Below are 25,015 nucleotides of genomic sequence, written 5' to 3'. Positions count from 1 at the left end.
TCGGTCACCCGGGTGGGAGACGACATCATCCTGAACATGCCGTCAAACGTCACCTTCGACACCGACCGCGCCGAGGTGAAGCCGCGCTTCCACGACACGCTCGATTCCGTGGCGCTGGTGCTGAACGAGTTCAACCAGACCCTCGTGGACGTGACGGGTCACACCGACTCGACCGGAACGCCCGCCCACAACCAGGACCTTTCGGAGCGCCGCGCCGGTGCGGTCGCCGAATATCTGGTGGCTCAGGGCAACAACCCGAAGCGCTTCCAGGTGCTCGGCATGGGCCAGGATGATCCGGTGGCTTCGAACTCCACGCCGGAAGGCCGCGCCCAGAACCGCCGCGTCGAAATCCGGATCGTGCCGCTGACCTGACGGGCGCCCGAACGGACCGCTTCATAAGGGCTGCGAAAACCACTAGAGAGCGGGCATGACCGAAGCCCGCTTCACCCTCACCCTTCCCGGCCTTTCGCACGACGAGGCCCAGGAACGGGCCACCGCTCTCGAGGAGAACATTCTTCTCGACCCGCTCGCCATCACCATCAACGAGACGGACGAGCAGAGGGCCCTCTGGGAAGTGGTTCTCTATTTCGGGAACGAGGAAGAAGCGGAACACGCCGCCGGGGTGACCGGCGTCGACCGGACCCAGATCACGCCCATGCCGGAGCAGGATTGGGTGCGCCGCTCCCTCGAGGGCCTTGCCCCGGTGGCCGCGGGCCGCTTCTTCCTGCATGGCTCGCATGACCGCCACCGGCGGCGGGCTGGCGGCGTCTCGCTCGAGATCGACGCCGGCACGGCTTTCGGAACGGGCCACCACGGCACCACCGAAGGCTGCCTGCTGGCGCTCGACCGCGTGCTGAAACGACGCAAGCCGCGGAGAATCCTCGACGTGGGCTGCGGCACCGGCGTGCTCGCGATCGCCGCCGCCAAGGCATCGGGAACGAGGGCGCTCGCCTCCGACATCGACCCGGAGGCCGTGCGCGTGACGCTCGTCAATGCCGCGCACAACGGCGTCAAGCCGCTGGTCGCCAGCCTGGTTGCGGCAGGCCTCCGCCACCCGCGCATCGCCGGAAGCGGACCCTATGACCTGATCTTCGCCAATATCCTGGCGCGGCCCCTCGAGGCGCTTGCAACCGGCCTTTCAACTGCGCTGGCGCCGGGAGGCGAGCTCATCCTCTCTGGACTCACGGCGGAGCAGATGCGCTGGATCGAGGCGACCTACAGGAACCGGGGCCTCGCACTGGCGGGGCGTGTCCGCCGCGGCAACTGGGCCACCCTGGTCTTCACCCGGCCACAAACGAAAAAGCGCCCGGGAGGGAGGACACCCGGGCGCCTTCTGGATGCCGGCTCGCGGGGAACCGACTGGGAGCTCGATCTCTAGGGTTGCTTACGCACCCCAGACCATCTTGGAAATCTCGGAGCGCTTCATGCCGATGTCGGCGAGCAAGCGGTCATCGAGCTGGGCCAGCTGCCGCTCGGCGCGGCTGCGGGCGAGATAGGTCTTCACCCGGCCGATCAGGCCGGAACCCATGGTGAAGCCCTCGTTGCGAACGGCCTCGCGGCCGTAGGTGATCGTCGTCATGTCCATTCTCCTCATCATCTCTCAAAACCCCGGCCCGGCAGCGAGCCTTGGTGATTTCTCGAGGGTATTAATTGTGCATTGCACCGTCACGACAGCCATATAGTGCGCAGTTGCAGCATTAACCAGAGCGCCGTCCGCGTCTCAGTCATGCGTTCATTGCATATTTGGAAGTCGTAAATCGACCCTCGTTCTCATCACTGTACGGACAAGGAATAGACATGGATTGCGACGGTATTATAACTCTCTACGCCTAAATTCGGACGCAGAAATTAATAGGCGTTAACGTGTCTGAAATTGATCAGAGAGCGTCGCTTTCATGATTTTGTATGCTCTGGGCGCATAGGTTATCCCAGGGACAATTGTGCGGTGCACCATAATCAAAAACAAAATGCCCGGTCTCGCGACCGGGCATCGTGCGTGAACAGCGTTCGGCCGATCAGGCGGCGACGAGGTTGCCGGCAGAGCTGCGGCCCGTGCGCTTGTCGGTCACGATCTCGAAGGAGACCTTCTGGCCTTCCTTCAGCGTGCGCAGGCCAGCGCGCTCGACAGCGGAAATGTGGACGAAGATGTCCTTGCTACCGTTGTCGGGCTGAATGAAGCCATAGCCCTTCTGCTCGTTGAACCACTTCACAGTACCCGTATTCATGGGGTCTTCCTTAGTTGGGTTGTCGTCAGCCCTGACGTGGCTTTGAGGCACGGCAAGACCATGGTCGAGAATTGGAGGAGTCTTGCGTGCGCGGCCCAACCGGGTAGCGAAGCGGCCAATCGTCCGGCCCAAGTTTCGATGGGGAATATATGTCGCAGATGCGGCTTTCTTGCAAGGCGTTTCAGGGGCGGTGCCGTCATTTCGCTGTTGCGCGGGCAGGTTCCGATAAGTTTGGATTAAGTTCCGGAAACCGATTTTCCAGTGATTGGAGATAATGCCATGCGCCCGATCCGCACCGCCTTGATTGCAGCCCTGGTCTCCGCCGCAACCTTCCTTGCGCCTGCGGCTGCGGAGCCGCTGACGCTGACATTCCTGCTCACCAACGACATCTACAAGGTGGATAATCCTTCAGAGCGCGGAGGATTTCCCCGTCTCAACGCGGTGGTGAAGGCAGAACGGGCCCGGGGCGGACACGTGATCTATGCCCATGCCGGAGACCTGATTTCCCCTTCCCTGCTCTCCGGCCTCGACCGCGGAGAACACACGATCGCGCTCACCAACCTCGCGCCCCCCGACATCTTCACGCCGGGCAACCATGAATTCGACTTCGGTGCGGAAACCTTCCTGAAGCGCATGGGCGAGGCGAAGTTCCCCATCTTCGCGGCCAACCTGAGGGACTCCGGCGGCAAGCCCCTGCCCCGCTTCAGGGACATGGAGCTGCGCGAGGTGGGCGGCATCAAGCTCGGCCTCGTCGGCCTCACCGCGGAAGACAGCCCGGTGAAGTCGAGCCCTGGTCCGTCGCTCTTCTTTCTATCCACGTTCGACACCGCGGTGGCGCGGGCGCAGGAGCTGCGGGACCAGGGTGCCGATCTCGTGGTGGCCGTCGCCCACGCCAACCGTGCGCTGGACCTCCGGCTGTTTTCCAGCGGCGCCTTCGACATCATCCTCTCGGGCGACGATCACGACCTCGCTATCCTGTTCGACGGCCGCACGGTTCTCGCGGAATCGAAGGAGGAGGCGGAGTTCGTCACGGCCATCGACGTGAAGGTGGAGGTCGAGGAGAAGGACGGCAAGCGCAGCGTCTCGTGGTTTCCGGAGTTCCGCATCATCGATACCGCCACGGTGACGCCCGATCCCGAGACGGAGGCATTGGCAGGGCGCTACAAGGCGGAACTCGACAAGGAACTCAGCGTGGTGATCGGCACGAGCAGCACGCCGCTCGACAGCCGCAAGGCCACGGTGAGGAGCGAGGAGGCCGCCATCGGCAACCTGATCGCCGACGCGATGCGCGAGGCGGTCAAGGCCGACATCGCCATCACCAACGGCGGCGGAATCCGCGGCAACAGGGAGTATCCCGCCGGGACCGAGATCACGCGGCGCGACGTTCTGGCCGAGCTTCCCTTCGGCAACCGCAACCTCAAGCTCGAGGTGACCGGGGAGATGGTGTGGACGGCGCTCGAGAACGGCGTGAGCGATGTCGAGAATTCGGCGGGCCGCTTTCCCCAGGTCTCTGGACTGAACTTCGAGGCGGACCTCACCAAACCTCCGGGCGAGCGCCTGAGGGCGGTGACGGTCGGCGGCAAGCCCCTCGACCGCTCCGCCACCTACACGCTCGCCACCAACGACTACATGTTCGCCGGCGGTGACGGCTACACGGCGCTCAAGGAGGCAAGGGCCATGCTCGGCGAGCGCGACGCGAAGCTGATGGCCAATGACGTCATGGCGTATGTTTCGGCGCGCAAGGCGGTGGCGCCGAAAGTCGAAGGCAGGATCACGCTCAGGCGGTGAAGGCGGGACTGTTGCCGCTTCGAGGGGCCCGGGTTAAGTCTCGCTCATGAGCAAGGATTCCCCCTCCCGCAGCCGCCTCGCAGCGTTCCGCGCCGAACTGAAGAAGAGAAAGCTCACCGGATTCCTGGTGCCCCGCCAGGACGAGTTCCAGGGCGAGTATGTGGCGGCCTATGCCGAGCGGCTGAGGTGGCTCACCGGCTTCAGCGGCAGCTGGGGCCTTGCCATCGTGACGCTGAAGAAGGCGGCGATCTTCGTCGACGGACGTTACACCATCCAGCTGCGCGAGCAGGTGGATACGAAGCTGTTCACGCCGCAGCACCTTGCCGAGGAGCCCCCTGCACAATGGATCGCGAAGACGCTCCGGAAGGGCGACCGGCTCGGTTTCGATCCCTGGCTCGTCACCGCCGAGCAGGCGCGCCGCTTCCGCGAGGCCTGCGAAAGCGCGGGCGCGGCCTTCGTTCCGGTGGAGCCCAATCCCATCGACGCGATCTGGAGGGACCAGCCGGCGCGGCCTTCGGCGAAACTCGCGGTTCAGCCCACGCAGTTCGCCGGGCGGAGCGCCGCAGAGAAGATCAAGGACATCCGCAAGGGCCTCGGCGGACATGACGCCGTGGTTCTGACGCAGCCGGACGCGGTGGCGTGGCTCTTCAACCTGCGCGGCTTCGACGTGCCCTTCACGCCGGTGGTTCCGGCCTATGCAGTGCTCCCTGCCAAGGGCAGGGCGGAGATCTTCGTGGCGCCCGAGAAGATCACCGAGGAGGTGAAGCTGCATCTCAGGTCCGTCGCGGTGACGCGGGCGCCAAGGGAGATCGGTGCCTCGCTGAGGGCGCTCGGCAAGGCGAAGGCGAGCGTGCTGATCGATCCGGCCTGGGCGCCCCAGCGCATCGGAGATACGCTGGCGCGGGCCGGCGCGAGGGTCGTGGCCGCTCCCGACCCCATTGCGCTTCCCAAGGCGCGCAAGAACGCGGTGGAGCGGGAAGGCGCGCGCAACGCCCAGCGCCGCGACGGCGTGGCGATGAGCCGCTTCCTGTGCTGGCTCGAAGCGGAAGCTCCGAAGGGCGGCCTCACCGAACTCGCGGTTTCAGAAAAGCTGAAGTCGTTCCGGGAGGCCACCGGCGCGTTGCGCGACCTGTCCTTCGAGACGATCCCGGCCTCGGGGCCCCACGCTGCGAGCCCGCACTATCACGCCACGCCCGCCTCGAACCGCAAGCTCGCGACGGGCGAGATGTTCCTCATCGATTCCGGGGGGCAATATGTGGACGGCACCACCGACATCACGCGCACCGTCATCGTGGGAGAGCCGACTTCCGAGATGAAGGACCGGTTCACCCGCGTGCTCAAGGGCATGATCGGGCTTTCCACCATCCGCTTTCCGAAGGGCACGTGCGGCTCGCAGCTTGACGTGCTGGCGCGGCAGCACCTGTGGAATGCGGGTTTCGATTTCGACCATGGCACCGGCCATGGCGTGGGCTCCTATCTTTCGGTGCATGAGGGGCCCGCTCGCATCAACAAGTCCGACCGCACGCCGCTCGAGCCGGGGATGATCCTGTCGAACGAGCCCGGCTATTACAGGCAGGGCGCATACGGCATCCGCATCGAAAACCTCCTCATGGTGCACGAGGCCAAACCGGTGGAGGGCGGCGACCGGCCCATGCTCGGCTTCGAGACGCTCACGCTCTGTCCCATCGACCGCCGCCTGATCGATGTCCCGCTGCTCGCCGAGGCCGAACGCCGCTGGCTCAACACCTATCACGCACGCGTGCTGAAGGAGGTCGGGGCTTCACTCGCGGGCGAAGAGCTGGCGTGGCTGGAGGCCGCCTGCGCGGCGCTCTGATAGGAGCGGAGCCTAGTTCCTGTTGGTCGTGCGGTCTCGCTGCGAGGGAGCGGTGTTGCCGTATTCGAAGAACTTGCGGAAGATGCCCGGCGCCACCGCGGAGACCGGGTTCATCTGGAAGATCGGCTTGTCGACCGTTCCCCCGAGGGCAAAGGTGACGCCGATGATGCCCTGCCCCTTTCCGCCCGTGAGAATGTCGCCCACCAGCGGGATGTCGCCCAGGGCTGCGTTGAGGGCATAGGCGGGGATGATGGTGCCGGTGATGTCGATGGCGCCGTCTGACTTGCGGATGAGGCCCTCGGCACTTGCGCCGAGTTCGGCGCCGCGCACCAGGCTTTCGCCGATGCGGATGAACTTGCTGTCGGAGGTGAAGGGCAAGGTGAGCTTGGTGAAGGACAGCGCCTCGCGGCGCGGCCCGGCCTTCTTCGGCTTGCCGCGCGAGTCGAGCTCGGCGAGTGCCGCCTCGTTGCGCACCTCGAAATTGCGCAGCACGAGCTGTCCCTTTCTCACCGAGGAGCCGTCATTCGCGAGCAACGCATAGAACTCGATCTGCCCTCCCGCCACTTTCGAATAGAGGTTCGCGGCCCGGATCGCCGCACCGCCGTCCCTCCCGTTGATGCGCATCTCGCGGCCACCCTCCGCCGGCGCCACGCGGAACACGACGGGCTGCCCGCTGAGGAACGTGCCGGAGATCTCCGCCCGGTCCAGGCGCGAACCGCGCGAGACGAGCGAACCGGTGACGCCGTTCACCATCTCGCCCCGGTTGGCATGGACGCGGGCGAGATTGAGCGTGATGCGCACCGGCTTTTCGCCCTTCCCCGCTGCGGCCTGCTTCTGGTCGGCCGCATCGCCCTTGTTCCTCGAACCGAACATGGACCTGATCACCGGGCGGGCATCGAAGCTCGCGCCCTCGATCGCGATGTCGGTGCCGTCCTCGGCCAGGCTGACGGTGAGCGCGAACGCGTTCTCCTCCGACAGCTTCACCTCGGTGAGCCGGGCGGTGCGCAGGCCCTGGCCCTTCGGCCCCAGCGTGAGCGCACCCTCGATCGACAGGTCCTTGCCCTTGATGGCCAGGTCCTCCACCCTTCGGCCCTTCTCGCCCTTGCTGAAATAGGTGAGGGTGGCGGTGGTCTTGGGAGTTGCCGGGCGGAACCAGCTGATCGCCTGAATGCGCATCTCGACCTCGCTCAGGTCCGCTTCCACGTCCATCCTGCCCTGCGGGTCCGCGAGGTTGTCGATCGTGGCCTTCATGCCGATCGGCCCCCGCGCGAAGGTGCCGAGATCGATGCCGAGCTTCTGGCGCTGCTCTCCGTCCAGCGTCGCTTCGATCACGGCCGACTGCCGGAAATCCGGCGCCGGGCCTCTCTGCCAGCTGAGTGTCGAAGGAATGCCGCCGATCCTCGCCGGTCCCTTGGCCCTGATCACGCCTCCCTCCACATCGAGCGCGATGTTGCCCTCGGAGATGTCGATGCCCGGCAACGCTTCCTTCAGCGTGGCGTTCGCCAGCTGGGCGGAGACGACCACCTTGATCCGTTCCTTGGGCACATCCTTCACCAGCGGCAGCGAGAGCTTGACCTTGAGCCGGGCATCGGCATCGAGCTTCGTCGTGTCGAAGCCCGTATGGCGGATGAGGTTGAGGGCAGGCTGGTCGAGATACTCGATCAGGGGCTGCGCACCCGCCTGAACCTCGAGGTCGAAGTCCGCGAGCGTTTCGGCCCCCAGAATGTCGCGGGCCAGCATGGTGCCGGCGACGAGCCTGCCGCTCGCCCCCGAGGGCAAGATGACGTCCGCGCCATCGACCTTGAGGTTGAAGTCGTTGTCGGTGAGCCTTGCCTCTCCGGAGGCGGCCACCAGTGGCGGGAGGTCCTTGAAGTATCCGGTGGTCACGCCCTCCATGCGGAACGAGAGGCTGATCGATCCGTCGGGCAGCCGGCGCTGGCGCTGGGCGGCGGCCAATGCGTCGACGGGGAGATTGACCACGAACTCACCCTCGGTGACGCGGCCCTCGCGTATGTTCTCGTTCACCCATTTGCGGGTTTTCGGCGCCATGATCGGCGGCCAGAGCTGCTTGAGGAGCGAGGCGGAAAGATCCTTCATCCGGCCCGAGAGGAGAATGCCTGCCGATTCCGCCCCGCCGGTGATGGCGCCGCGCAGCCTGATTCCGGTGCCGCCGGACATGACGACCAGATCGTCGATGTCGAGGCGCGCTTCCTCGATTGCCGCGTTGCCGAAGAAGTCCACCCTGTCGACCGCGACCGGATGCTTGTTGGAGCCCTGGGCGTCGATCGCGACGTTCTTGGCCTGGAGCCCGATCTTGAGGGCGGTCAGCCGCCCCTCGGCATTGCGCACCGGGAGCACGCTGCCCTTCACCTGCGCACGGGAACTGCCGACCAGGAGCGTCGAATCGGTGATGACGATGCTGCCTGTCACCGGATCGTAGTCGGCCCGGAGCGAGCCTTCGTCGACGATGAGCGGCTCTGCCAGGTAGTCAGGCAGGCCCACCTCGCCGGCCGAGGCGATGAACTCGCCCGAAGCCTTGGTGATGAGGCCGGTGTCCGTCACCTCCATCTCCACCTGGCCCGCCAGCGGAACCTTCACGCGCGCGAGCTGGGAGAGGGCGAAGATCTCGTCCGAGATGTTGGCGGGAACGAGATCGTTGATCCGCGTGCTGATGGAGAAGCTCCGGGTTTCCCTCCGGTAGCTTGCCGAGAGGTCGGCATACCAGCTGCCGGCCTCGTCGCCGTTCGAGACCATGGCATTTGCCGCCACGGCGAAGCCATAGGGCATGCGCTGAAACACGAGCTCGGCCTGGGGAATGTTCCAGATCGCGTCGTTGGCCTCGTCATAGAAGCGGATCTCGGCGTCGGCGATCCTGATGGTCTCGATGGAGCTGATCGGCTGTGACTGGGAGGACTCGCCTCCGCCGCCGCTCAGCACGTCGATGAGCACCGCTCCGGTGCTGCGCCTCGCCGGCTCCGCGCCGTCCATGGCTTCATCCGGCAGCTCCTCGCCGGGATCGCCCTCATCCAGCGTGACGCTCTCGCCCTCCGGAGCGGCCGTTTCGCCAAATCCCAGCTCGATGGTGCCTTCGAGATTCCTCATCACCCGGATGCGCGGGCCGATGAGCTCTATGGAGGTGGGCACGATCTCCGCCCTGAAGAGGGCGTCCTCGCGCACGCCGATCGCGGCCCGTGGCGCGCGGGCGATGGGGTTGCCGTTCTTGTCCTTGAGCTCGATGTTGCGCAGCCGCACGTGCGGCACGCTCTGGCCGGTGCGCTCCACCACCACGCCCCCGATCGAGACGGACATGTCGCGCAGGTTTTCGTTGATGCGCCGCTCGACCGTCTCGCGCATGAAATCGAGCGAGACGGGGCCCTGCGCCAGCCTGATGTAGACGGCAACCGCCGCGATCAGCAGCACGGCGAAAACCGCCAAAAGGCCGTATGCGGTTATTCTAGCGAGCCGCCGCAACGTCTTCCCGTTCCACAGACATGATTCCGAACACCATGTGCCATCATGCCTTCCGTGAGGCAATCCGGAAAGCCGAAGGGTTCCCTTTGGCCATCAAAGATGGGCCAAAGCGTGACGGCCCGGGCGGGGGCGGCTGACATGCCGTTGCGTCCGCTCCCGGATTGCCGATGACAGGCGTCTGGGGGCTTGTTACCCTCCGAGCCTGATTCTGAGAACGGCAGCAGCCGGACAATGCAAGGGTGTGGGCGGGTGTTTTTCCGAAAGCAGAAGACGGCCGGCAACGACAACCGGATCGCGCCCGTGGAGGGCCATGAGTGCTGCCCGGAAACGGTGATCGCGGCCGGAACCCGCCTCGAGGGAAGCATCGACTGCGATGGGGAACTCCGCGTCGACGGGGCGATTCGCGGGCACGTGCGGGCCGTCCGGCTCACCGTCGGAGACGACGGCGTCATCGAGGGCGAGGCCGACGCCGATGAGGTGCATGTCGCAGGCCATGTCAAGGGACCGATCCGCGCCAGGCATGTCCATCTCGGGCGGGGCTCGCGCGTCGAGGGCGACATCGTGAGCGCGACGATCGCCATCGACACGGGTGCAAGGCTCTCGGGCGCCGTGTGGCAGGAGCAGGCACCGGCGGCCCAGCCACATCGTGCCGGCCAGTCCGGGGATGCGCTCTTGGAGTCGATCGAGAAGGAGACGTTCCGGCCCCTCGCGGTGGTCAGGCCCCGCGCCGGATCGCTGCGCTAGACGGCGCCCTCGTCAGGGATGTTGAGCAGCCGCCCGCAAGCCTTGCAGTGAACGGCGTCCCGGTCGTGCCGGTTCAGCCCGCAATCAGGGCAGCGGTATCTCACCTTGTCGGGGCGGAGCGTAACCTGCACCATGCGCACGAAGAGCGACACGCCGAAGATCATGATGACCACCGCGATCATGCGGCCGAGCGTGCCTTCGAGCACGATGTCGCCGAAGCCCGTCGTGGTGAGCGTCGTCACCGTGAAGTAGAGCGCGTCGGCGTAGTTGCCGATCTTCGGGTTGGTGTAGTGCTGCGTCTCGTAGACGAGGGCCGTCATCATGAACAGGAAAACGGCGAGATTCAGCGCCGACATCACGATCTGCTCGTTGCGGCGGAACCACGGGAAGTCCCGGCGCAGGCGCTTCACCATGGTGTAGGAGCGCAGGAGGCGCAGGACACGCGCCACCCGGAGGAAGGCCAGCCCCTCGCCGACGATCGGCGCCAGCATCGAGGCGATCACGATGATGTCGATGATGCCGTAGGGCCCTAGCACCATCTTCCGGCGGTTCTCGCTGATCCACAGCCTCGCCAGGAAGTCGGCGAGGAGGACCACGCCGATCACCGCGTCGATGATCTCCGTCCCCCTCCAGTGGAGGAAGGAGGAAATGACGACGAAGGCGATGGTGGTAACGTCGAAGATCAGGAGCCCGTAGCGGAACCGGTGTGCCTCCGGCGTGTCGCCCTCGTAGAGGGCGGCGATCCGCTGCCTGAGCCCCGCTGTGTGCGCCGTCTCGTCCATGGACTTTCCCTAAGCCAGCCTGCTGCGCCCGTCCAGTCTGGACGGGGGTGGGCTTCCCTCGCTAGGCTGCCCCGAGGAGAAGGAGTCGAAGCAATGCCGAAGGGATACTGGATCGCACATGTGACGGTGACCGATCCGGAACAGTACCAGCTCTATGCGAGCGCCACACGCGAGGCGTTCCAGAAATACGGCGCCAACATCCTGGCGCGCGGCGGCAAGTTCCAGCAGATGGAGGGCGACGGCCACCCGCGCAACGTGGTGATCGAGTTCCCCAGCCTCGAGGCGGCGATCGCCTGCTACAATTCGCCGGAATACCAGAGTGCCAAGGCCAAGCGCGAGGGGGCGGGCATCGCCAGCATCGTGCTGGTGGAAGGCGTCTAGAGCAGGTCCTTCAGGCTCAGCTTGCCGATCGAGGGCAGCTTCAGGGCGAGGTCGCCCGGATCGATGCCGATCCCGGTTCCGAGCAGGTTGAACTCGAGCCCTTCCTCGGCCGCCACCGTGAGCCCGGCCAGGCCCCAGGCCGATACGACGAAACCCGTGCCGCTCGCCGCCCTCGCCATGGCGAGGCCATCGCCGAGATAATCCTTGCCGATGGCCACGGCCGGAAGCTCCACGTGGAACCCGGGCGTCTGCCGCACCACCCAGGCGACGAAGCTGTTGGAGTTCGGCCCCGGCCACACCGTGTAGGCTCCGCGGGCACTGTGCGGGTAGGCGGCGACCGACTGCTCGACCCGCGGGATGAGGGCTTCCGCCTCCGCGCCCGAAATTTCCGCCACCACATAGGGCCGGTTGCCATACCAGAAGGCATCCGCCGGATAGGCATTGCGGCGCACCGGGTTGCCCCAGCCGACCACATCGTAGCGCGTCCAGGACGAAGCACCGGCGGGCTTCAGCACGATTGCCATATGCTCGGCGAAGATCGACTTCCAGCGGCCGGTGCGAGCCGCGAGGATGATCACCTTGGCTTCCGGCACCGCACCCGCCTCCGGAAGCAGGCGCGAGGAGCCCCAATCGGCGGCGCGCCAGCTTTCCGCCCAGCCGCGCGACAGCGACAGCCCCGCGCCGGCAGCGAGCGGAACCGCCACCGCGAGCGTCAGGTAGAGGGAGACCCAGATGAGGATGCGCCGTGCCACGGGATCGCAGTTTGCGGGCGAGAATGGCAGGATCAAGGCGCTTTCCATCCCCAGCCCCCGTTGCTAAGACCGCAGCCCAGCAAGGGGGAGAGCCATGAGACTCGCCATAGCCGGAGCCGCTGGCCGCATGGGCCGGGTGCTGACCCGCATCGTCAACGAAACGCCGGGCGCCGAGATCGCGGGCGGCATCGAGCCGAAGGGTTCGCCGCACGTGGGTTCCGACCTGGGCGTCCTCGCCGGAATTGGCGCCCTCGATATCGCCATCACGGACGATCCACTCTCTCTCTTCACCCACGTCGATGGCGTGATCGACTTCACGGTGCCGCAGGCGACACTCTCCCTCGCCGAGCTCTCCGCCCAGGCAAGGATCGTGCACGTCATCGGGACGACCGGGATCGACGAGGACGGGGAGGCGAAGATCAGGGCGGCTGCCCGGCATGCCCGCATCGTGAAATCCGGCAACATGAGCCTGGGCGTGAACCTTCTCGCGGTGATGGTGAGGAAGGTCGCGCAGGCGCTGGGCGAGGAGTTCGACATCGAAGTGCTCGAAATGCATCACCGCCACAAGATCGACGCGCCCTCCGGCACGGCACTGCTGCTCGGCAAGGCGGCGGCGGAGGGGCGCGGCATCGACCTCAGGACGCGTTCGGTGCGATCCCGCGACGGCCATACGGGAGCAAGGCCCGAGGGCGACATCGGCTTCGCCACGCTGCGCGGCGGATCGGTGGTGGGCGAGCACACGGTGATGTTCGCCGGCCCGGCCGAGCGCATCGAACTCACCCACAAGGCCGAGAGCCGCGACATCTTCGCGAGGGGCGCGGTGCGCGCCGCCCTCTGGGGCTTTGACAAGAAACCCGGCCTTTACGCGATGACCGACGTTCTCGGACTGGAGTAGATCATGGACCGCCTCCTCGTGCTCGTCCGCCATGGGCAGAGCGAATGGAACCTCAAGAACCTGTTCACCGGGTGGAAGGACCCGGACCTCACCGAGCAGGGCATCGCCGAGGCGCACGCAGCCGGGCAGAAGCTCAAGGCCAAGGGCCTCCGCTTCGACATCGCCTACACGAGCGTTCTCACCCGGGCCCAGCACACGCTGCGGATCATGCTGGACGAACTCGGCCAGACGGACCTGCCCATCGTGAAGGACCAGGCCCTGAACGAGCGCGACTACGGCGACCTCACGGGCCTCAACAAGGACGATGCCCGCAAGAAGTGGGGCGAAGAGCAGGTCCATGTCTGGCGGCGCTCCTATGACGTGGCGCCGCCTGGGGGCGAGAGCCTGAAGGATACGCTCGCGCGTTCCCTTCCCTATTACATGAAGCACATCCAGCCGGACGTGCTCTCCGGCAAGCGCGTGCTGGTGGCGGCGCACGGCAACTCGATCCGCTCGCTGATCATGGCGATCGAGGGCCTTACGCCCGAGCAGATCCTGAAGCGGGAGCTCGATACGGGCGTTCCGGTCGTCTACCGGCTGGGCGCCGACTCGCGTCCGGTCTCGGTCGAGGTGCTGAGCTGAGGGCCGGGCTCAGCGCCAGTGGGCCATCTGGCCACGCCACCACGTGAGCTGGCGCTTGATGTAGTTGCGGGTCGCCGTTCTCGCCCGGGCAATGGCCTCGTCAATACTCATCCTGCCTTCGAGATGCGCGATGAGCTCCGGCAGGCCAATCGCCTTCATCACGGGCAAGCGCGGGTCGAGCCCCATGAGCCCGCGGGCCTCCTCCAGCGCCCCCCTCTCGATCATCGCCGCGAAGCGCGCATCCGCACGGGCATAGAGCTCATCGCGCGGCACCTCCATGAAGATGCGTTCCGTCTCGACGCCGGCGAGCGGTGCCTGGTGCTCGCCCTCTCTCTGCCAGTCGAGCAGTGAGCGGCCGGTGGCCTCGACCACTTCGAGCGCACGGGTGAGGCGCTGCCGGTCGCCGGGCGAAAGCGTTTCCGCCATGGCGGGGTCGCGCCGCCGCAGTTCGGCGTGGAGGTCTCCTTCGTAACTCCGCCATTTGCCGCGGATCGCTTCCGGGATCTCCGGCACGGGAGCCAGGCCGCGTTCCAGCGCCCGAAAATAGAGCCCCGTGCCGCCCGTCAGGACCGGCAGGAGGCCCTCCTCCCACGCTTTCGCCATCTCGCGGCTGGCCTCTGACACCCAGGCGGCGGCGGAATAGGGTTGTTCGGCCGCCACATGGCCGTAGAGCCGATGCGGCGCTTGCGCCTCATCCTCCCCGGTGGGCCGGGCCGTGAGGATGCGGAGCGGCGCATAGACCTGCAGCGCATCGGCATTGATGACGACGCCGTGCCGCTTCCGCGCGAGTTCCAGCGCCAGGGCGGACTTGCCGCTGGCGGTGGGGCCTGCGATAAGCAGCGCGCGTTTCTTCGAAGTGGCGGTCATATGGATTCCGTTCTCGTCCTCATAGCAGCCCCGGGCTCGCGCGCAATCGGATCCCCGGTCGTCGAGCTGCTGCGGGACCTGGGCGGGGATGCCCCGCACTGGCTCGCCGAGGGGGAGGCCTGCGAGGTTCCTGATTTCGAGCGGCTTGCCGAGTTCATGGTCGACATCCGGCAGTTTCCCATCGACGCCGCCGTGGTATCGATTCACAACCGGCGCAAGCGCCTCCTCATCGCCGACATGGATTCCACCATGATCGAGCAGGAATGCATCGACGAGCTTGGCGTCGCAGCGGGCGTTGGCGAGCGCATCAAGGAGATCACGCTCCGGGCCATGCGGGGCGAACTCGGCTTCGAGGGCGCGCTGACGGAGCGCGTCAGGCTCCTGAAAGGCCTCGACGCCGGCATCATCAAGCGGCTCCTCCGTGAACGGATCACCTACATGCCGGGCGGGCGCACGCTGATCGCCACGATGAAGGCCCATGGCGCGCATACCGCTCTCGTCTCGGGTGGCTTCACGCCCTTCACCGCGCACGTGGCGGCGCATCTCGGCTTCGACGAGAACCAGGCCAACGAGCTGGTCATCGCCGATGGGCTGCTCACCGGGGAGGTGGGCCATCCCATCCTCGGCCAGCAGGCGAAAGTCGAGGCGCTGCGCCGCATCGCCGCGAGGCTCGGCCTCGACCCGGCGGATGCCATCGCGGTGGGAGACGGGGCCAACGATCTCGCCATGCTGGCGGAAGCCGGGATGGGTGTCGCCCTCCATGCCAAGCCGCATGTGCAGGAGGGCTCTCTGATCCGCGTCAACCACGGGGACCTGACCGCGCTCCTCTACCTCCAGGGCTATGCCAGGACGCAATTCCGCACCTGAGGCGGAAGAGCGCACACCCTTGAAGTGCGGCAGGGCTTTTGCCAGCATCGCACCACACAAGGGAGGGCAAACATGGCCGCACATGAGATTCTCACCGCCGCCTCACAGCCGCGCAAGATCGTGCTCGGAGAGGAGCGGCTGCCGAAGAGCTGGTACAACATCGCCGCCGACCTGCCGGCCATGCCGCCGCCGCCTCTCCATCCCGGAACGCTGCAGCCCGTGGGGCCGGACGATCTCGCGCCGTTGTTCCCCATGGAGCTCATCATGCAGGAGGTGAGCGGGGAGCGCGAGATCGCCATTCCCGAACCCGTGCGCGACATCTACCGCATGTGGCGGCCGACGCCGCTCTACCGTGCCCGCGGCCTCGAGAAGGCGCTGGGGACGACGGCGAAGATCTACTACAAGTACGAAGGGGTGAGCCCCGCGGGCTCGCACAAGCCCAACACCGCGGTGCCGCAGGCGTTCTACAACAAGGAAGCGGGGGTGAAGAAGCTCGTCACCGAGACGGGGGCGGGCCAGTGGGGCTCCTCGCTCTCCTTCGCCGGCGCCCTCTTCGGGATCGACGTCAAGGTCTACATGGTGAAGGTCTCCTACAACCAGAAGCCCTATCGCCGGGCGCTGATGGAGGCCTATGGCGGTAAATGCGTGGCGAGCCCCTCGCTCGAGACCAATGCGGGGCGGCACATCCTCGCGGCCAATCCTGACTCGAACGGCAGCCTGGGCATCGCCATCTCCGAAGCCGTCGAGGTGGCGGCCTCGAACCCCGACACAAAGTACGCGCTGGGCAGCGTGCTGAACCACGTGCTGCTGCACCAGACGGTGATCGGCATCGAGGCGATCGAGCAGATGCAGCAGGCCGATGCCGCTCCCGACATCATCGTCGGCTGCACCGGCGGCGGTTCGAACTTCGCGGGCCTTGCCTTCCCCTTCATCGGTCAGCAGCTGAGGGGCGGCAGGAAGGTGCGCGTCATCGCGGCGGAGCCCGCCGCCTGCCCCTCGCTCACCCGCGGCAGGTACGCCTACGACTTCGGCGACACCTCGCACATGACCCCGCTCGTCAAGATGCACACGCTCGGCTCCACCTTCATGCCACCGGGCTTCCACGCGGGCGGCCTGCGCTATCACGGCATGGCACCGCTCGTCTCGCACCTCAAGGAGCTCGGGCTCATCGAGGCCGAGGCCTACACGCAGAACGCCTGTTTCGAGGCGGGCGTGCTTTTCGCCCGCACCGAGGGAATCCTCCCCGCGCCAGAGGCAAACCACGCGGTTCGCGGGGCCATCAATGCCGCCATCAAGGCGAAGGAGGACGGCACCTCGCCGGTGATCCTCTTCGGCCTCTGCGGCCACGGCCATTTCGACATGCAGGCCTACATGGATTACCAGGCCGGCAAGCTCGAAGACCGGATGTATGACCAGTCGGCCCTCGACGCCTCGCTCGAAGGCCTGCCGAAGATCGCGGCGGAGTGAGCAGCTACGCCCTCTGCCGGCTGGAGATCGCGCGGCTGAGACCCACCGAGCGGGTCGACGCCGCGCATGCCGGACGGATCGCCGAGGAGATGCGGCGGGAGGGCATGCTGCGCCGGCCCCTGCTCGTCGAGCGGCATACGCTCGCCATTCTCGACGGCCACCACCGGTTCCATGCCGCGCAGGCTCTCGGCCTCCGGTTCATTTCAGCGGTGCTGATCGCCTACGACGACCCGCGGCTGACGCTCGCGTCCTGGACGGAGAGGTCCTTCACCCGGGAGGAGGTGCTGATGGCCGGCCGCAGCGGGGTGCTGCTACCGGCGAAATCGACGCGCCACATCCTCACACCTCCGCTGCCGGAGTCGCCGGTGCCACTCGCCGAGCTCGCCCTGGCCGACCTCACTCCTTCAGCTTCAGGGCGATGAAGCGCATTTCGCCCTGCTTGCCGCCCTTGGCGACGAGCAGCAGGATCGAGTTCTTGTTGGCCTTGCGCGCCTCGTCCACGCGCGCCGAAACGTCGGCCGCTCCCATCACTTCCTGCTCGCCGGCTTCGGTGATGACATCGCCGGGCTCCAGGCGCTTTTCAGCCGCCTGGCCCTCGCGCGCCACCTCGGTGACGACCGCGCCCTTGATGTCCTTGTCGATGCCGTACTTGGTGCGCAGTTCATCCGTCATGGAGGTCAGGGTCATGCCCAGAACGGTGACGACTGCGGGAGCGGGCTGACCCGGCTGGCCCTCGGGCGAAGTAGCGTCAGCCAATTTCTCGCCGTCCTCGAGACGACCGACTTCGGCCGTGACGCTTATTTCCTGTCCGCGGCGGAGCAGCTTCACCGGCACTTGCGAGCCGATCGGCGTCTCGGCGACGATCTTCGGAAGGTCGCGCATGGCAATGACCGGCCGGCCATTGAACTCGATGATCACGTCCCCCGCCTGGATGCCGGCCTTCTCGGCAGGCCCGGTGGGCGTCACGTCGGCCACCAGCGCGCCCCGCGACCGGTCGAGGTTGAGGGATTCCGCGATATCGTCCGTCACCGACTGGATCTTGACGCCGAGCCAGCCGCGCCGCGTTTCGCCGAACTGCACGAGCTGGCTGATCACGTTCTTGGCGGTGTTGGCCGGCACCGAGAATCCAATACCGACGGAGCCGCCGGAGGGCGAGAAGATCGCCGTGTTGATACCGACGACTTCGCCCCGGAGATTGAACAGCGGGCCGCCCGAATTGCCCTTGTTGATGGCGGCGTCGGTCTGGATGAAGTCGTCATAGGGACCGGCATTGATGTCGCGGTTCCGCGCCGAGACGATGCCGAGCGACACGGAGCCGCCGAGCCCGAAGGGGTTGCCGATCGCCATCACCCACTCGCCGATCCGCAGCTTGTCGCTGTCGCCGAAGGACACGACCGGAAGCGGCTTCTCGGGCTTCACGCGGATTACCGCAAGGTCGGTCTTGGGATCGCGCCCGACGAGCTCCGCCTTGAGGATCGTGTCGTCGTGGAAATGGACCTCGATCACCTCCGCGCCTTCGACGACGTGGTTGTTGGTGACGATGACGCCGGAGGGATCGACGACGAAGCCCGAGCCCATCGATGTCATGCGCTGCTGCTCCTGGCTGCCGGGGCCGCGGCGCAGGAACTCGTCGAAGAAATCCTGGAACGGGTTGTTGGGATCATCCGGGGAGGGCTCTCCCTCCTCACCCTGGGGCGCACCTGGGGGCGCACCTGGGGGCACGCCCGGAACGCCGGGCGTCGACACGGAGGGGCCCGACCCGGAACCCGTCTCGATGGTAATCTCGACCACCGCTGGGAGCAGCCGGTCCGCGAGGTCCGCCACCGAGGGCAGTTCCTGCAGCTGCGGCTGCGTCGGCGTGAGGTTCTCGCCCGGAGCCGGGGTCTGGTTGATGGGAGGGGACTGCGCCGTGCCCTGCGCCGCCGTCTGCGCCTGCGCCCCCGCAAACGCGAACAGGCCCATCGCCGCCGCCGCCGCGACAGTGCGAATGCTGGTGATCCTGGCGATCCTCATGCCCTTCTCTCCCTCCGACACATCATACTGACACGCTGCGGACGGCCCAAACGACGGCAACGCCCGCTGCCATGGCGACGACACCCCCAATACGCAGCTGGTCGTCCGAAAGTTTCTGCACGGATTGCATCATGGCCTTCAGCTGCGACGGAACCAAGGCATAAAAGAGACCCTCGATCACCAGGAGGAGACCGAGGGCCCTGAGCACGTCTTCGATCATTGCGCCGGGGCTGGCAGCGGCTGGGCCGCTGCCGGGGCCGCGGGCTCGGCAGCCGGCGCCGGGGCCTGGGTCTGGGGCGGCAAGGTTTCAGCCGCTCCCTTGGCGCCGAAATACTTGAAGAACTCGGAGTTCGGGTTCAGCACCATGGTCGTCCCCTGCGAGCCCAGGCTCTTCGCATAGGCCTGCATGGAACGGTAGAAGCTGAAGAACTCGGGATCCTGCTGGAAAGCCTCGGCAAACACGCGGTTGCGCTCGGCGTCGCCCTGGCCGCGGATGATTTCCGCCTCCCTGCGGGCCAGCGCCAGCTTCTCCGTCACCGTGCGGTCCGTCTCGGCGTTCATGCGCGTCTTGGTGGCTTCGCCCTGGGAGCGGATGTCCTGCGCCAGCGCCTTGCGCTCGGATTCCATGCGGCGGTAGGTCTGCTCCAGCACATTCTCCGAAAGGTCGGTGCGGCGCACCCGCACGTCCACGATCTCGATGCCCAACGTGTCGGCCTCCTCGCGCAGCGCGTCGCGGATCTCGCGCATCATGACCGCGCGATCTGAGGAGAGAGCAGCATCGAAGGAGCGCCGGCCATAGGTCTGGCGCAGCGCCGCATCGAGGCGGGCGGCGACGCGGGCTTCCGCCTGCAGGAGGTCAGCGCCCAGCGTCTCGCGGAACAGCCGCGCATCCGCGATGCGGGCGAGCGTGATCGCGTCAACAATGTAGACTTGCGAGGCCACGTCCTGCACGGGCCTGTCGTTGTTCTCCCAGATGATGATCCGATCCTCGACGAGCGTCACCGTGTCCGCGAAGGGAAGCTTGAAGTAGAGACCCGGCGCCTCGACGACCCGGTTGATGTCGCCGAAGCGCAGCACCAGGGCCTTGTGCTTCTCGTCCACGACGAAATAGGACATGTAGAGGAGCAGCGCGGCCGCCACGGCGACGACGCCCAGGATGGTCTTTGTCATGCTGTTCATTGCTTGCGGCCCCGGTCAGTTCTGCGGGTTGGTCTGGCGGCGCTGCAATTCAGGCAGCGGCAGGTATGGAACGACGCCCTGGCCGTTGGCGCCCGGCTCGACGATAACCTTGTTCGTCTGGCCGAGAACCTGCTCCATGGTCTCGAGGAAGATGCGCTCGCGGGTCACGTCCTGAGCGTTCCTGTACTGCTCATAGACGGAGAGGAAGCGCGAGGCCTCGCCTTCGGCCTGAGCAACGGTAGCGGCCTTGTAGGCGTTTGCGTCTTCGATGAGCTTGGCGGCCTCGCCATCGGCCAGCCGGTATTGCTGGTTTCGATATTGCTCGGCCTCGTTGATGAGCTGCTGCTGGTTCTGCCCGGCGCGCACCACTTCGGCGAAGGCGTCGGCCACCTCGCGCGGCGGCTGCACGTCGCCGAGGTTGATCGACGTCACGGTGACGCCCGCGGCGTATTCGTCGAGAAGCTTCTGGGTGATTTCCATCACCTGCGCCTCGACGGCGTTCTTGCCCGTCGTGAGAATCGCCTGCGCGCGGGTCTGGCCCACCACTTCGCGCATGGCGCTCTGGGAGACGGAGCGAATGGTGCGCTCCTGGTCGGCGACGTTGAAGAGATAGTTCTTGGCGTCATTGATGCGCCAGAACACCGAGAAGGGCACGCTGATGATGTTCTTGTCCGAGGTCAGCATCTGGCCTTCGCTGCCCTCGTTGCCGATGTTGATCTGCCGCACGGCGCCAACCCGCGGCTTCTCCATCGTCTCGATCGGCCACAAGGCGAAATGGAGGCCCGGTTCGGCCACACGGCTGAAGGTGCCGAAGCGGAGCACCACGCCGCGCTCGTCCGGCTGCACCTGGTAGATGCTGTTGTAGGCCACCAGCAGCGCCACCAGGACGATCGGGATGATCCAGCCCATCCGGCCGCCGCCGCCCTGCGGCAGCACCTGCTTCAGCCGGTCCTGGCTGCGGCGGATCAGTTCGTCGAGGTCGGGCGGATTGGGGCCTCGGCCTCCCTGGTTCGGCCGGCGCGGACCGCCGCCCTGCCCCCACGGCCCCTGGCCCCAGGGGCCCTGGTTACCGCCACCGCCTTCGGAATTCCACGGCATTCAATTCACCCTTGTTCTTCTGCTCTCGGGGATACGCGTCGGATTGATATAGATACGCAGCGGCAGAATGTCCACGCTGCTGGAATATCTTAACTTTTTGTCATGCGGTCGAGAATGCGCAGGGTGAAGGAGGCGGTGTCTCTCTCGCCCTTGGGATAGCTCTCGCGCGATACCTCCCGCCACTCGGCGGGATCGACCGCAGGAAAGAACGTATCCCCGTCGATCTCGAGATCGGCCTCGCTGAGATAGAGCCGGTCGACCTGCGGCCAGAACAGCCGGTAGATCTCGCCGCCGCCGATCACCGCCACCTCGGGCGCGTCGCCGCACAGCGCCATGGCCTCCGCCGCACTCGCAACCACTTCGGCGCCTTCGGCCGCGTAATCCCGCCGGCGCGTGATCACGATGTTGCGCCGCCCCGGCAACGGCTTGCGCGGCAGGCTTTCCCAGGTCTTGCGGCCCATTACCACGGGCTTGCCCATGGTGATTTCCTTGAACCGCTTCAGATCGGACGAAATGTGCCACGGAATGCCGCCCTCGCGGCCGATGACGCCGTTGCGCGAGACTGCTACCACGAAGGAGATCACGAGCCGAGCCTTTCCAGCGCCGCGCCGGAGAGCCGGCACATGCAATTGCCGTCCTCGATCTCCGCGCCCGCCGCCTCATAGAGCCTTCGCGCATCCTGGTTCCAGGACATCATCAGCCAGGAAACGGCGGGAAGGCCGCGGTCGAGGGCCAGCCGCGCCACCGCCTTCAGAAGCGCCTGCCCAATGCCACGGCGGCGGAAGGACGGGAGGACCGAGAGATCCTCCAGGTAGAGCGTCTCGCGGCCCCTGAAGGTCGAATAGCTCCGCTGCCAGATGGCGCAGCCCGCCGGCACCTCCTCCCAGGAGGCGATGAGGGCGCCATTGACCGCGTGGGGGTCAGACAGAAACCGCTCGTAATCGTCCGGGCGAGCGAGAAAATCCGCTTCGTGGCCGTGGCTTACGGCGAGTTCCCGCACCATCGCGTGAAGGATGGCGCCGTCTCCGGCCAGCGCTTCCCGAACCGCGATCTTCACCTTGCCAGCGCTTCCAGTTCCGCGCCCGAGACGCGATAGACCGTCCATTCGTCCATGGGCTTCGCCCCCATCGACCTGTAGGCGGCGATCGAAGGCTCGTTCCAGTCCAGCACCCACCACTGCAGCCGCGGCAGGCCTTCCGCCACGCACCGCCTCGCCAATGTTTTCAGGAGCGCCTTGCCGATGCCCCTGCCCCGCAGGTGCGGCTCCACGAACAGGTCTTCGAGGTAGATCCCGGCCTTTCCGGCGAAGGTCGAGAAATTGTAGAACCACAGCGCGAAGCCTCCGGGCTCGCCGTTCCAGAACGCCAGCTCGCAACGGCAGCGCGGCTCCGGCGCGAACAGTCCCGCATGAATGTCGGCTTCGCTGGCCGTCACCTCGTGGAGAAGCTTCTCGTATTGGGCGAGCTTGCGGATGAAGCCCAGGACCAGCCCCTCCTCACCCGGCCGCGCCGCGCGGATCTCGAGGCTCATGTGCCGCTCCCCAGGCTGCCGAAGATGATGAGGGCATAGGTGCCGTTCCAGGCGCCGTGGCAGGCGATCGTCACCCACAGGCTGCCGAAGCGGTACATCATCCAGCCGAAGACGAGGCCCATGACGAAGATGAGACCGACGGAGAGCCACGGCTCAGACATGTGGAGCAGCGCCCAGAGGGCCGAGGTGACGAGCGTCGTTCCCGACACGCCGAGGCGCGTCGAGGAGAGCGCCGAGAACAGCTGGCCCCGGAAGATCACCTCCTCGGCGATCGGCGCGCCGAGGGCGACGGAAGGAAAGACGATGAGGAAGAGCAATGGCTCGTTGGCAATGTCGAACATCGCTTCCTTGACGAGCCCCGCCGAGCCGGTCTTGGGAGACTGGCCGTCGGGGCCTGGCGTGTATTGCGCCAGATCGATGCCGAAGACGAGCACGACCGACATGATCACCAGATACATCGCCGTCATGAAACCGAGGATGAGCACGAGCCAGCCCAGCCAGGTGAACTTGGGCGGCCGGAGCGCCAGCACCTCCGCGGCGCTGCTGCCGCGCCGGCCGGCAAGCCACCAGCCGGCGAGCGCCACGGCAAGCGAGGCCGGAAAGATCGCGACGAGGCTCGCCTTCACCAGCTCCCGCGTATTGGAAACGTCGGATCCGAAGAACTGCTTCAGCACGATGAGAGACAGGACGGCCTGGAGCATCTGGTGCAGCAGCACCAGCGCGATAGCGGCGAGGATCGCGTACCACAGCCCCGAAGGGTTCACGGGCCAGTAGAGCCGGCGGAGCCAGCCTCCGGCGAAATCCTCGCCAAGCCCCCTCATACGGCAACCGGAGCGGCGATGTGCGGATGCGACCGGTAGCCGGCGATCTCGAAATCCTCGAAGCGGAAGCCGGTGATCTCGCCGACCTCCCGCCTGAGGACGAGGCGCGGCAGGGGCAGCGGCTCGCGCTGCAGCTGTTCGTCGGCCTGGTCGAGATGGTTGAGGTAAAGGTGCGCATCGCCCAGCGTGTGGATGAATTCGCCGGGCCTGAGACCCGTCACATGCGCCACCATGTGGGTCAGCAGCGCGTAGGAAGCAATGTTGAAGGGCACGCCCAGGAAGATGTCGGCCGAGCGCTGGTAGAGCTGGCAGGAGAGCCGGCCGCCGGCGACGTAGAACTGGAACAGGCAGTGGCAGGGCGGCAGCGCCATGCGGTCCACGTCCGCCGGGTTCCAGGCGGTGACGATGAGCCGGCGCGAATCCGGGTTCTTGCGGATCCTCGCGATGACGTCCGAGAGCTGGTCGATCGTTGACCCGTCTCGGGCGGGCCAGGACCGCCACTGCGCGCCGTAGACGGGGCCGAGGTCGCCGTTCGCGTCCGCCCACTCGTCCCAGATCGTCACCTTGTTGTCGTGCAGATACCTGATGTTGGTGTCGCCCCGGATGAACCACAGCAGCTCATGAATGATGGAGCGCAGGTGGAGCTTCTTGGTGGTGACCAGCGGGAACCCCTCGGCGAGGTCGAAGCGCATCTGCCAGCCGAAAACGGAGAGCGTGCCGGTGCCCGTCCGGTCGTCCTTGCGATGGCCGTGCTCGCGCACATGGCGCATCAGGTCGTGATACTGCTTCATGGACCGCGACGTTAGACGATTCCTCCTGCCGAAACCAAGCGCCGAAACTTCCGCTTCCCTTCCGGCGGCGCGCTTCCTATATTCCGTGGGTCACGCCCGCAAGGGCATGACTATGGCGATAAACGGTGATCGCAATAAACCTTTCGGACCCGGGGGCAGTACCCGGCGCCTCCACCACGGACCGCCCGCATCGGGCCGGCGGCCGGTGCTGGGGGCGAACCAGGATCGACGAGGGTGTAAAGGATCGCTTTTTGCTCGTGATGGTTCCGACGTTATCGGGCTAAACTTATAGTTGCCAACGACAACTATGCTCCGGTTGCAGTGGCTGCTTAACGCAGTCTGAGCACCGAAATCAAAGCCCTTGGGCTTAGCCGCTCAAGGCGGGGTTCGCCGGCACCTGGCAACAGAAGCCGGCACTTTCCTTTTTTATGAATGCAGTCAGCCGCTCGCCTCTGACACGATCACGTTCTGATCGCGCCCGAGCACGACGACGGGCGTTCCCACCTTCACCCGTTCGTAGAGTTCCGCGATGTGCTCGTTCAGCATGCGGATGCAGCCGGAAGAGACGGACTTGCCGATCGATTCCGGCTGGTTGGTTCCATGAATCCGGTAGAGCGTGTCCTGCCCGTCCTGAAAGAGATAGAGGGCGCGGGCTCCGAGAGGATTGTCGGGGCCACCGGGCTGTCCGTTGGCCCAGCGTCGCGCCTTCTTGTCCCTCTGCACCATCTCGCGCGGCGGCACCCAGCGCGGCCAGCGGCGCTTCATGCCGATGACGGCCCGGCCAGTCCAGGCGAAGCCTTCGCGGCCCACGCCCACGCCGAAGCGGCGCGCCGTGCCGTCGCCGTTGATCAGGTACAGGAAATGATTGGCCGGAACGACGACGATCATC

The 25,015-nt window shown here is 66.3% G+C and carries 27 protein-coding genes and 1 other RNA gene; 12 read left to right on the top strand and 16 right to left on the bottom strand.

The window, feature by feature from the left end; all coding sequences use genetic code 11:
- On the top strand, positions 1-372 hold a 372-nt coding region (locus ACK4HL_RS18650), incomplete at its 5' end, for an OmpA family protein (protein WP_409763701.1).
- A gap of 55 nt (positions 373-427) precedes the next feature.
- Positions 428-1,378, top strand: coding sequence for a 50S ribosomal protein L11 methyltransferase (locus tag ACK4HL_RS18645; RefSeq protein ID WP_409763698.1), 951 nt, complete (start codon positions 428-430; stop codon positions 1,376-1,378).
- 6 nt (positions 1,379-1,384) lie between these two features.
- On the opposite strand, the gene ACK4HL_RS18640 is transcribed toward ACK4HL_RS18645, so the two are convergent.
- Together ACK4HL_RS18640 and ACK4HL_RS18635 are read right to left on the bottom strand one after the other, a co-directional pair.
- Positions 1,385-1,579 (bottom strand): DUF1127 domain-containing protein, encoded by a 195-nt coding sequence (locus tag ACK4HL_RS18640; protein WP_409763695.1) that lies wholly within the window; start codon positions 1,577-1,579, stop codon positions 1,385-1,387.
- 436 nt (positions 1,580-2,015) lie between these two features.
- Positions 2,016-2,225: a cold-shock protein gene (locus tag ACK4HL_RS18635; protein WP_409763692.1), complete on the bottom strand. Its 210-nt coding sequence runs from the start codon at positions 2,223-2,225 to the stop codon at positions 2,016-2,018.
- Between the two features lie 279 nt (positions 2,226-2,504).
- Between ACK4HL_RS18635 and ACK4HL_RS18630 the strand changes: the two genes are divergently transcribed.
- Both ACK4HL_RS18630 and ACK4HL_RS18625 read left to right on the top strand, forming a co-directional pair.
- Positions 2,505-4,013: a bifunctional metallophosphatase/5'-nucleotidase gene (locus ACK4HL_RS18630; RefSeq protein ID WP_409763689.1), complete on the top strand. Its 1,509-nt coding sequence runs from the start codon at positions 2,505-2,507 to the stop codon at positions 4,011-4,013.
- A 46-nt stretch (positions 4,014-4,059) separates the two neighbouring features.
- Positions 4,060-5,847 (top strand): aminopeptidase P family protein, encoded by a 1,788-nt coding sequence (locus tag ACK4HL_RS18625; protein WP_409763686.1) that lies wholly within the window; start codon positions 4,060-4,062, stop codon positions 5,845-5,847.
- A gap of 12 nt (positions 5,848-5,859) precedes the next feature.
- Here the strand turns inward: ACK4HL_RS18625 and ACK4HL_RS18620 are convergent, their stop codons facing one another.
- Positions 5,860-9,282, bottom strand: coding sequence for a DUF3971 domain-containing protein (locus ACK4HL_RS18620; RefSeq protein ID WP_409763683.1), 3,423 nt, complete (start codon positions 9,280-9,282; stop codon positions 5,860-5,862).
- 285 nt (positions 9,283-9,567) lie between these two features.
- Between ACK4HL_RS18620 and ACK4HL_RS18615 the strand changes: the two genes are divergently transcribed.
- Entirely contained in the window at positions 9,568-10,062 is a 495-nt protein-coding gene (locus tag ACK4HL_RS18615) for a polymer-forming cytoskeletal protein (protein ID WP_409763680.1), read from the top strand.
- Here the strand turns inward: ACK4HL_RS18615 and ACK4HL_RS18610 are convergent.
- Entirely contained in the window at positions 10,059-10,844 is a 786-nt protein-coding gene (locus ACK4HL_RS18610) for an ion channel (protein WP_409763677.1), read from the bottom strand. The two genes, ACK4HL_RS18615 and ACK4HL_RS18610, sit on opposite strands and share 4 nt — an antisense overlap.
- 93 nt (positions 10,845-10,937) lie before the next feature.
- Between ACK4HL_RS18610 and ACK4HL_RS18605 the strand changes: the two genes are divergently transcribed.
- Positions 10,938-11,225 (top strand): DUF1330 domain-containing protein, encoded by a 288-nt coding sequence (locus ACK4HL_RS18605; protein WP_409763674.1) that lies wholly within the window; start codon positions 10,938-10,940, stop codon positions 11,223-11,225.
- Here ACK4HL_RS18605 and ACK4HL_RS18600 read toward each other — a convergent pair.
- The gene (locus tag ACK4HL_RS18600; RefSeq protein WP_409763671.1) at positions 11,222-12,025 is read right to left on the bottom strand and encodes a DUF3750 domain-containing protein; all 804 of its coding nucleotides are present in this window, start codon (positions 12,023-12,025) and stop codon (positions 11,222-11,224) included. The two genes, ACK4HL_RS18605 and ACK4HL_RS18600, sit on opposite strands and share 4 nt — an antisense overlap.
- A 46-nt stretch (positions 12,026-12,071) precedes the next feature.
- Between ACK4HL_RS18600 and dapB the strand changes: the two genes are divergently transcribed.
- Complete coding sequence (dapB, locus tag ACK4HL_RS18595) at positions 12,072-12,872, top strand: 4-hydroxy-tetrahydrodipicolinate reductase (RefSeq protein ID WP_409763668.1); 801 nt, start codon at positions 12,072-12,074, stop codon at positions 12,870-12,872.
- 3 nt (positions 12,873-12,875) lie between these two features.
- Positions 12,876-13,493, top strand: a complete 618-nt coding sequence (locus tag ACK4HL_RS18590) for a 2,3-bisphosphoglycerate-dependent phosphoglycerate mutase (RefSeq protein WP_409763665.1) — start codon at positions 12,876-12,878, stop codon at positions 13,491-13,493.
- Between the two features lie 9 nt (positions 13,494-13,502).
- Here the strand turns inward: ACK4HL_RS18590 and miaA are convergent, their stop codons facing one another.
- Complete coding sequence (miaA, locus tag ACK4HL_RS18585; protein ID WP_409763662.1) at positions 13,503-14,360, bottom strand: tRNA (adenosine(37)-N6)-dimethylallyltransferase MiaA; 858 nt, start codon at positions 14,358-14,360, stop codon at positions 13,503-13,505.
- On the opposite strand from miaA, the gene serB reads away from it, so the two are divergent.
- The 3 genes from serB (at position 14,361) to ACK4HL_RS18570 (ending at position 17,116) form a co-directional block, all read left to right on the top strand.
- Positions 14,361-15,227 carry a phosphoserine phosphatase SerB gene (serB, locus tag ACK4HL_RS18580; RefSeq protein WP_409763659.1) on the top strand — a complete coding sequence of 289 codons (867 nt, stop codon included), beginning with the start codon at positions 14,361-14,363 and terminating at the stop codon, positions 15,225-15,227.
- Between the two features lie 72 nt (positions 15,228-15,299).
- Positions 15,300-16,694, top strand: coding sequence for a TrpB-like pyridoxal phosphate-dependent enzyme (locus ACK4HL_RS18575; protein WP_409763655.1), 1,395 nt, complete (start codon positions 15,300-15,302; stop codon positions 16,692-16,694).
- Positions 16,691-17,116, top strand: coding sequence for a ParB N-terminal domain-containing protein (locus tag ACK4HL_RS18570; RefSeq protein ID WP_409763652.1), 426 nt, complete (start codon positions 16,691-16,693; stop codon positions 17,114-17,116). Before ACK4HL_RS18575 ends, ACK4HL_RS18570 begins: the two co-directional genes overlap by 4 nt.
- Here ACK4HL_RS18570 and ACK4HL_RS18565 read toward each other — a convergent pair.
- The 9 genes from ACK4HL_RS18565 to ACK4HL_RS18525 form a co-directional block, all read right to left on the bottom strand.
- Entirely contained in the window at positions 17,091-18,707 is a 1,617-nt protein-coding gene (locus ACK4HL_RS18565) for a DegQ family serine endoprotease (RefSeq protein ID WP_409763649.1), read from the bottom strand. The genes ACK4HL_RS18570 and ACK4HL_RS18565 overlap by 26 nt on opposite strands.
- Before the next feature lie 22 nt (positions 18,708-18,729).
- Positions 18,730-18,927 carry a DUF2065 domain-containing protein gene (locus tag ACK4HL_RS18560; RefSeq protein WP_409763646.1) on the bottom strand — a complete coding sequence of 66 codons (198 nt, stop codon included), beginning with the start codon at positions 18,925-18,927 and terminating at the stop codon, positions 18,730-18,732.
- On the bottom strand, positions 18,924-19,886 hold the full coding sequence (gene hflC / locus ACK4HL_RS18555) for a protease modulator HflC (RefSeq protein ID WP_409763643.1): 963 nt from the start codon (positions 19,884-19,886) through the stop codon (positions 18,924-18,926). The genes ACK4HL_RS18560 and hflC overlap by 4 nt, the downstream gene beginning before the upstream one ends.
- 15 nt (positions 19,887-19,901) lie before the next feature.
- On the bottom strand, positions 19,902-20,984 hold the full coding sequence (gene hflK / locus ACK4HL_RS18550; protein WP_409763640.1) for an FtsH protease activity modulator HflK: 1,083 nt from the start codon (positions 20,982-20,984) through the stop codon (positions 19,902-19,904).
- Between the two features lie 89 nt (positions 20,985-21,073).
- Positions 21,074-21,568, bottom strand: coding sequence for a dihydrofolate reductase (locus tag ACK4HL_RS18545; protein ID WP_409763637.1), 495 nt, complete (start codon positions 21,566-21,568; stop codon positions 21,074-21,076).
- Positions 21,565-22,041, bottom strand: coding sequence for an N-acetyltransferase family protein (locus tag ACK4HL_RS18540; protein ID WP_409763634.1), 477 nt, complete (start codon positions 22,039-22,041; stop codon positions 21,565-21,567). Before ACK4HL_RS18540 ends, ACK4HL_RS18545 begins: the two co-directional genes overlap by 4 nt.
- Complete coding sequence (locus ACK4HL_RS18535) at positions 22,038-22,514, bottom strand: N-acetyltransferase family protein (protein WP_409763631.1); 477 nt, start codon at positions 22,512-22,514, stop codon at positions 22,038-22,040. Before ACK4HL_RS18535 ends, ACK4HL_RS18540 begins: the two co-directional genes overlap by 4 nt.
- Complete coding sequence (locus ACK4HL_RS18530; protein WP_409763628.1) at positions 22,511-23,335, bottom strand: CPBP family intramembrane glutamic endopeptidase; 825 nt, start codon at positions 23,333-23,335, stop codon at positions 22,511-22,513. Before ACK4HL_RS18530 ends, ACK4HL_RS18535 begins: the two co-directional genes overlap by 4 nt.
- Positions 23,332-24,126 carry a thymidylate synthase gene (locus ACK4HL_RS18525; RefSeq protein WP_409763625.1) on the bottom strand — a complete coding sequence of 265 codons (795 nt, stop codon included), beginning with the start codon at positions 24,124-24,126 and terminating at the stop codon, positions 23,332-23,334. The genes ACK4HL_RS18530 and ACK4HL_RS18525 overlap by 4 nt, the downstream gene beginning before the upstream one ends.
- 50 nt (positions 24,127-24,176) lie before the next feature.
- Here ACK4HL_RS18525 and ssrA point away from each other — a divergent pair.
- Positions 24,177-24,544, top strand: a transfer-messenger RNA (tmRNA) gene (gene ssrA / locus ACK4HL_RS18520).
- Positions 24,545-24,564: 20 nt separating this feature from the next.
- Here ssrA and ACK4HL_RS18515 read toward each other — a convergent pair.
- A partial coding sequence (locus ACK4HL_RS18515; protein WP_409763622.1) for a L,D-transpeptidase occupies positions 24,565-25,015 on the bottom strand: 451 nt, incomplete at its 5' end.

Origin of the sequence: Aestuariivirga sp., from assembly GCF_046294715.1 — a bacterium.
Classification (GTDB): Bacteria; Pseudomonadota; Alphaproteobacteria; order Rhizobiales; family Aestuariivirgaceae; genus Aestuariivirga.
The sequence above is the reverse complement of the archived record's forward strand: the minus strand, read 5'-3'. Positions and strand labels throughout refer to the sequence as shown.

Bases quoted from the DNA above. Each gene is read 5' to 3' on its own strand.
- ACK4HL_RS18645 (WP_409763698.1), top strand. From the start codon at position 428: ATGACCGAAGCCCGCTTCACCCTCACCCTTCCCGGCCTTTCGCACGAC.
- ACK4HL_RS18640 (WP_409763695.1), bottom strand. From the start codon at position 1,579: ATGACGACGATCACCTACGGCCGCGAGGCCGTTCGCAACGAGGGCTTC.
- ACK4HL_RS18635 (WP_409763692.1), bottom strand. From the start codon at position 2,225: ATGAATACGGGTACTGTGAAGTGGTTCAACGAGCAGAAGGGCTATGGC.
- ACK4HL_RS18630 (WP_409763689.1), top strand. From the start codon at position 2,505: ATGCGCCCGATCCGCACCGCCTTGATTGCAGCCCTGGTCTCCGCCGCA.
- ACK4HL_RS18625 (WP_409763686.1), top strand. From the start codon at position 4,060: ATGAGCAAGGATTCCCCCTCCCGCAGCCGCCTCGCAGCGTTCCGCGCC.
- ACK4HL_RS18610 (WP_409763677.1), bottom strand. From the start codon at position 10,844: ATGGACGAGACGGCGCACACAGCGGGGCTCAGGCAGCGGATCGCCGCC.
- ACK4HL_RS18605 (WP_409763674.1), top strand. From the start codon at position 10,938: ATGCCGAAGGGATACTGGATCGCACATGTGACGGTGACCGATCCGGAA.
- ACK4HL_RS18600 (WP_409763671.1), bottom strand. From the start codon at position 12,025: ATGGAAAGCGCCTTGATCCTGCCATTCTCGCCCGCAAACTGCGATCCC.
- dapB (WP_409763668.1), top strand. From the start codon at position 12,072: ATGAGACTCGCCATAGCCGGAGCCGCTGGCCGCATGGGCCGGGTGCTG.
- ACK4HL_RS18590 (WP_409763665.1), top strand. From the start codon at position 12,876: ATGGACCGCCTCCTCGTGCTCGTCCGCCATGGGCAGAGCGAATGGAAC.
- miaA (WP_409763662.1), bottom strand. From the start codon at position 14,360: ATGACCGCCACTTCGAAGAAACGCGCGCTGCTTATCGCAGGCCCCACC.
- serB (WP_409763659.1), top strand. From the start codon at position 14,361: ATGGATTCCGTTCTCGTCCTCATAGCAGCCCCGGGCTCGCGCGCAATC.
- ACK4HL_RS18575 (WP_409763655.1), top strand. From the start codon at position 15,300: ATGGCCGCACATGAGATTCTCACCGCCGCCTCACAGCCGCGCAAGATC.
- ACK4HL_RS18565 (WP_409763649.1), bottom strand. From the start codon at position 18,707: ATGAGGATCGCCAGGATCACCAGCATTCGCACTGTCGCGGCGGCGGCG.
- ACK4HL_RS18560 (WP_409763646.1), bottom strand. From the start codon at position 18,927: ATGATCGAAGACGTGCTCAGGGCCCTCGGTCTCCTCCTGGTGATCGAG.
- hflC (WP_409763643.1), bottom strand. From the start codon at position 19,886: ATGAACAGCATGACAAAGACCATCCTGGGCGTCGTCGCCGTGGCGGCC.
- hflK (WP_409763640.1), bottom strand. From the start codon at position 20,984: ATGCCGTGGAATTCCGAAGGCGGTGGCGGTAACCAGGGCCCCTGGGGC.
- ACK4HL_RS18535 (WP_409763631.1), bottom strand. From the start codon at position 22,514: ATGAGCCTCGAGATCCGCGCGGCGCGGCCGGGTGAGGAGGGGCTGGTC.
- ACK4HL_RS18530 (WP_409763628.1), bottom strand. From the start codon at position 23,335: ATGAGGGGGCTTGGCGAGGATTTCGCCGGAGGCTGGCTCCGCCGGCTC.
- ACK4HL_RS18525 (WP_409763625.1), bottom strand. From the start codon at position 24,126: ATGAAGCAGTATCACGACCTGATGCGCCATGTGCGCGAGCACGGCCAT.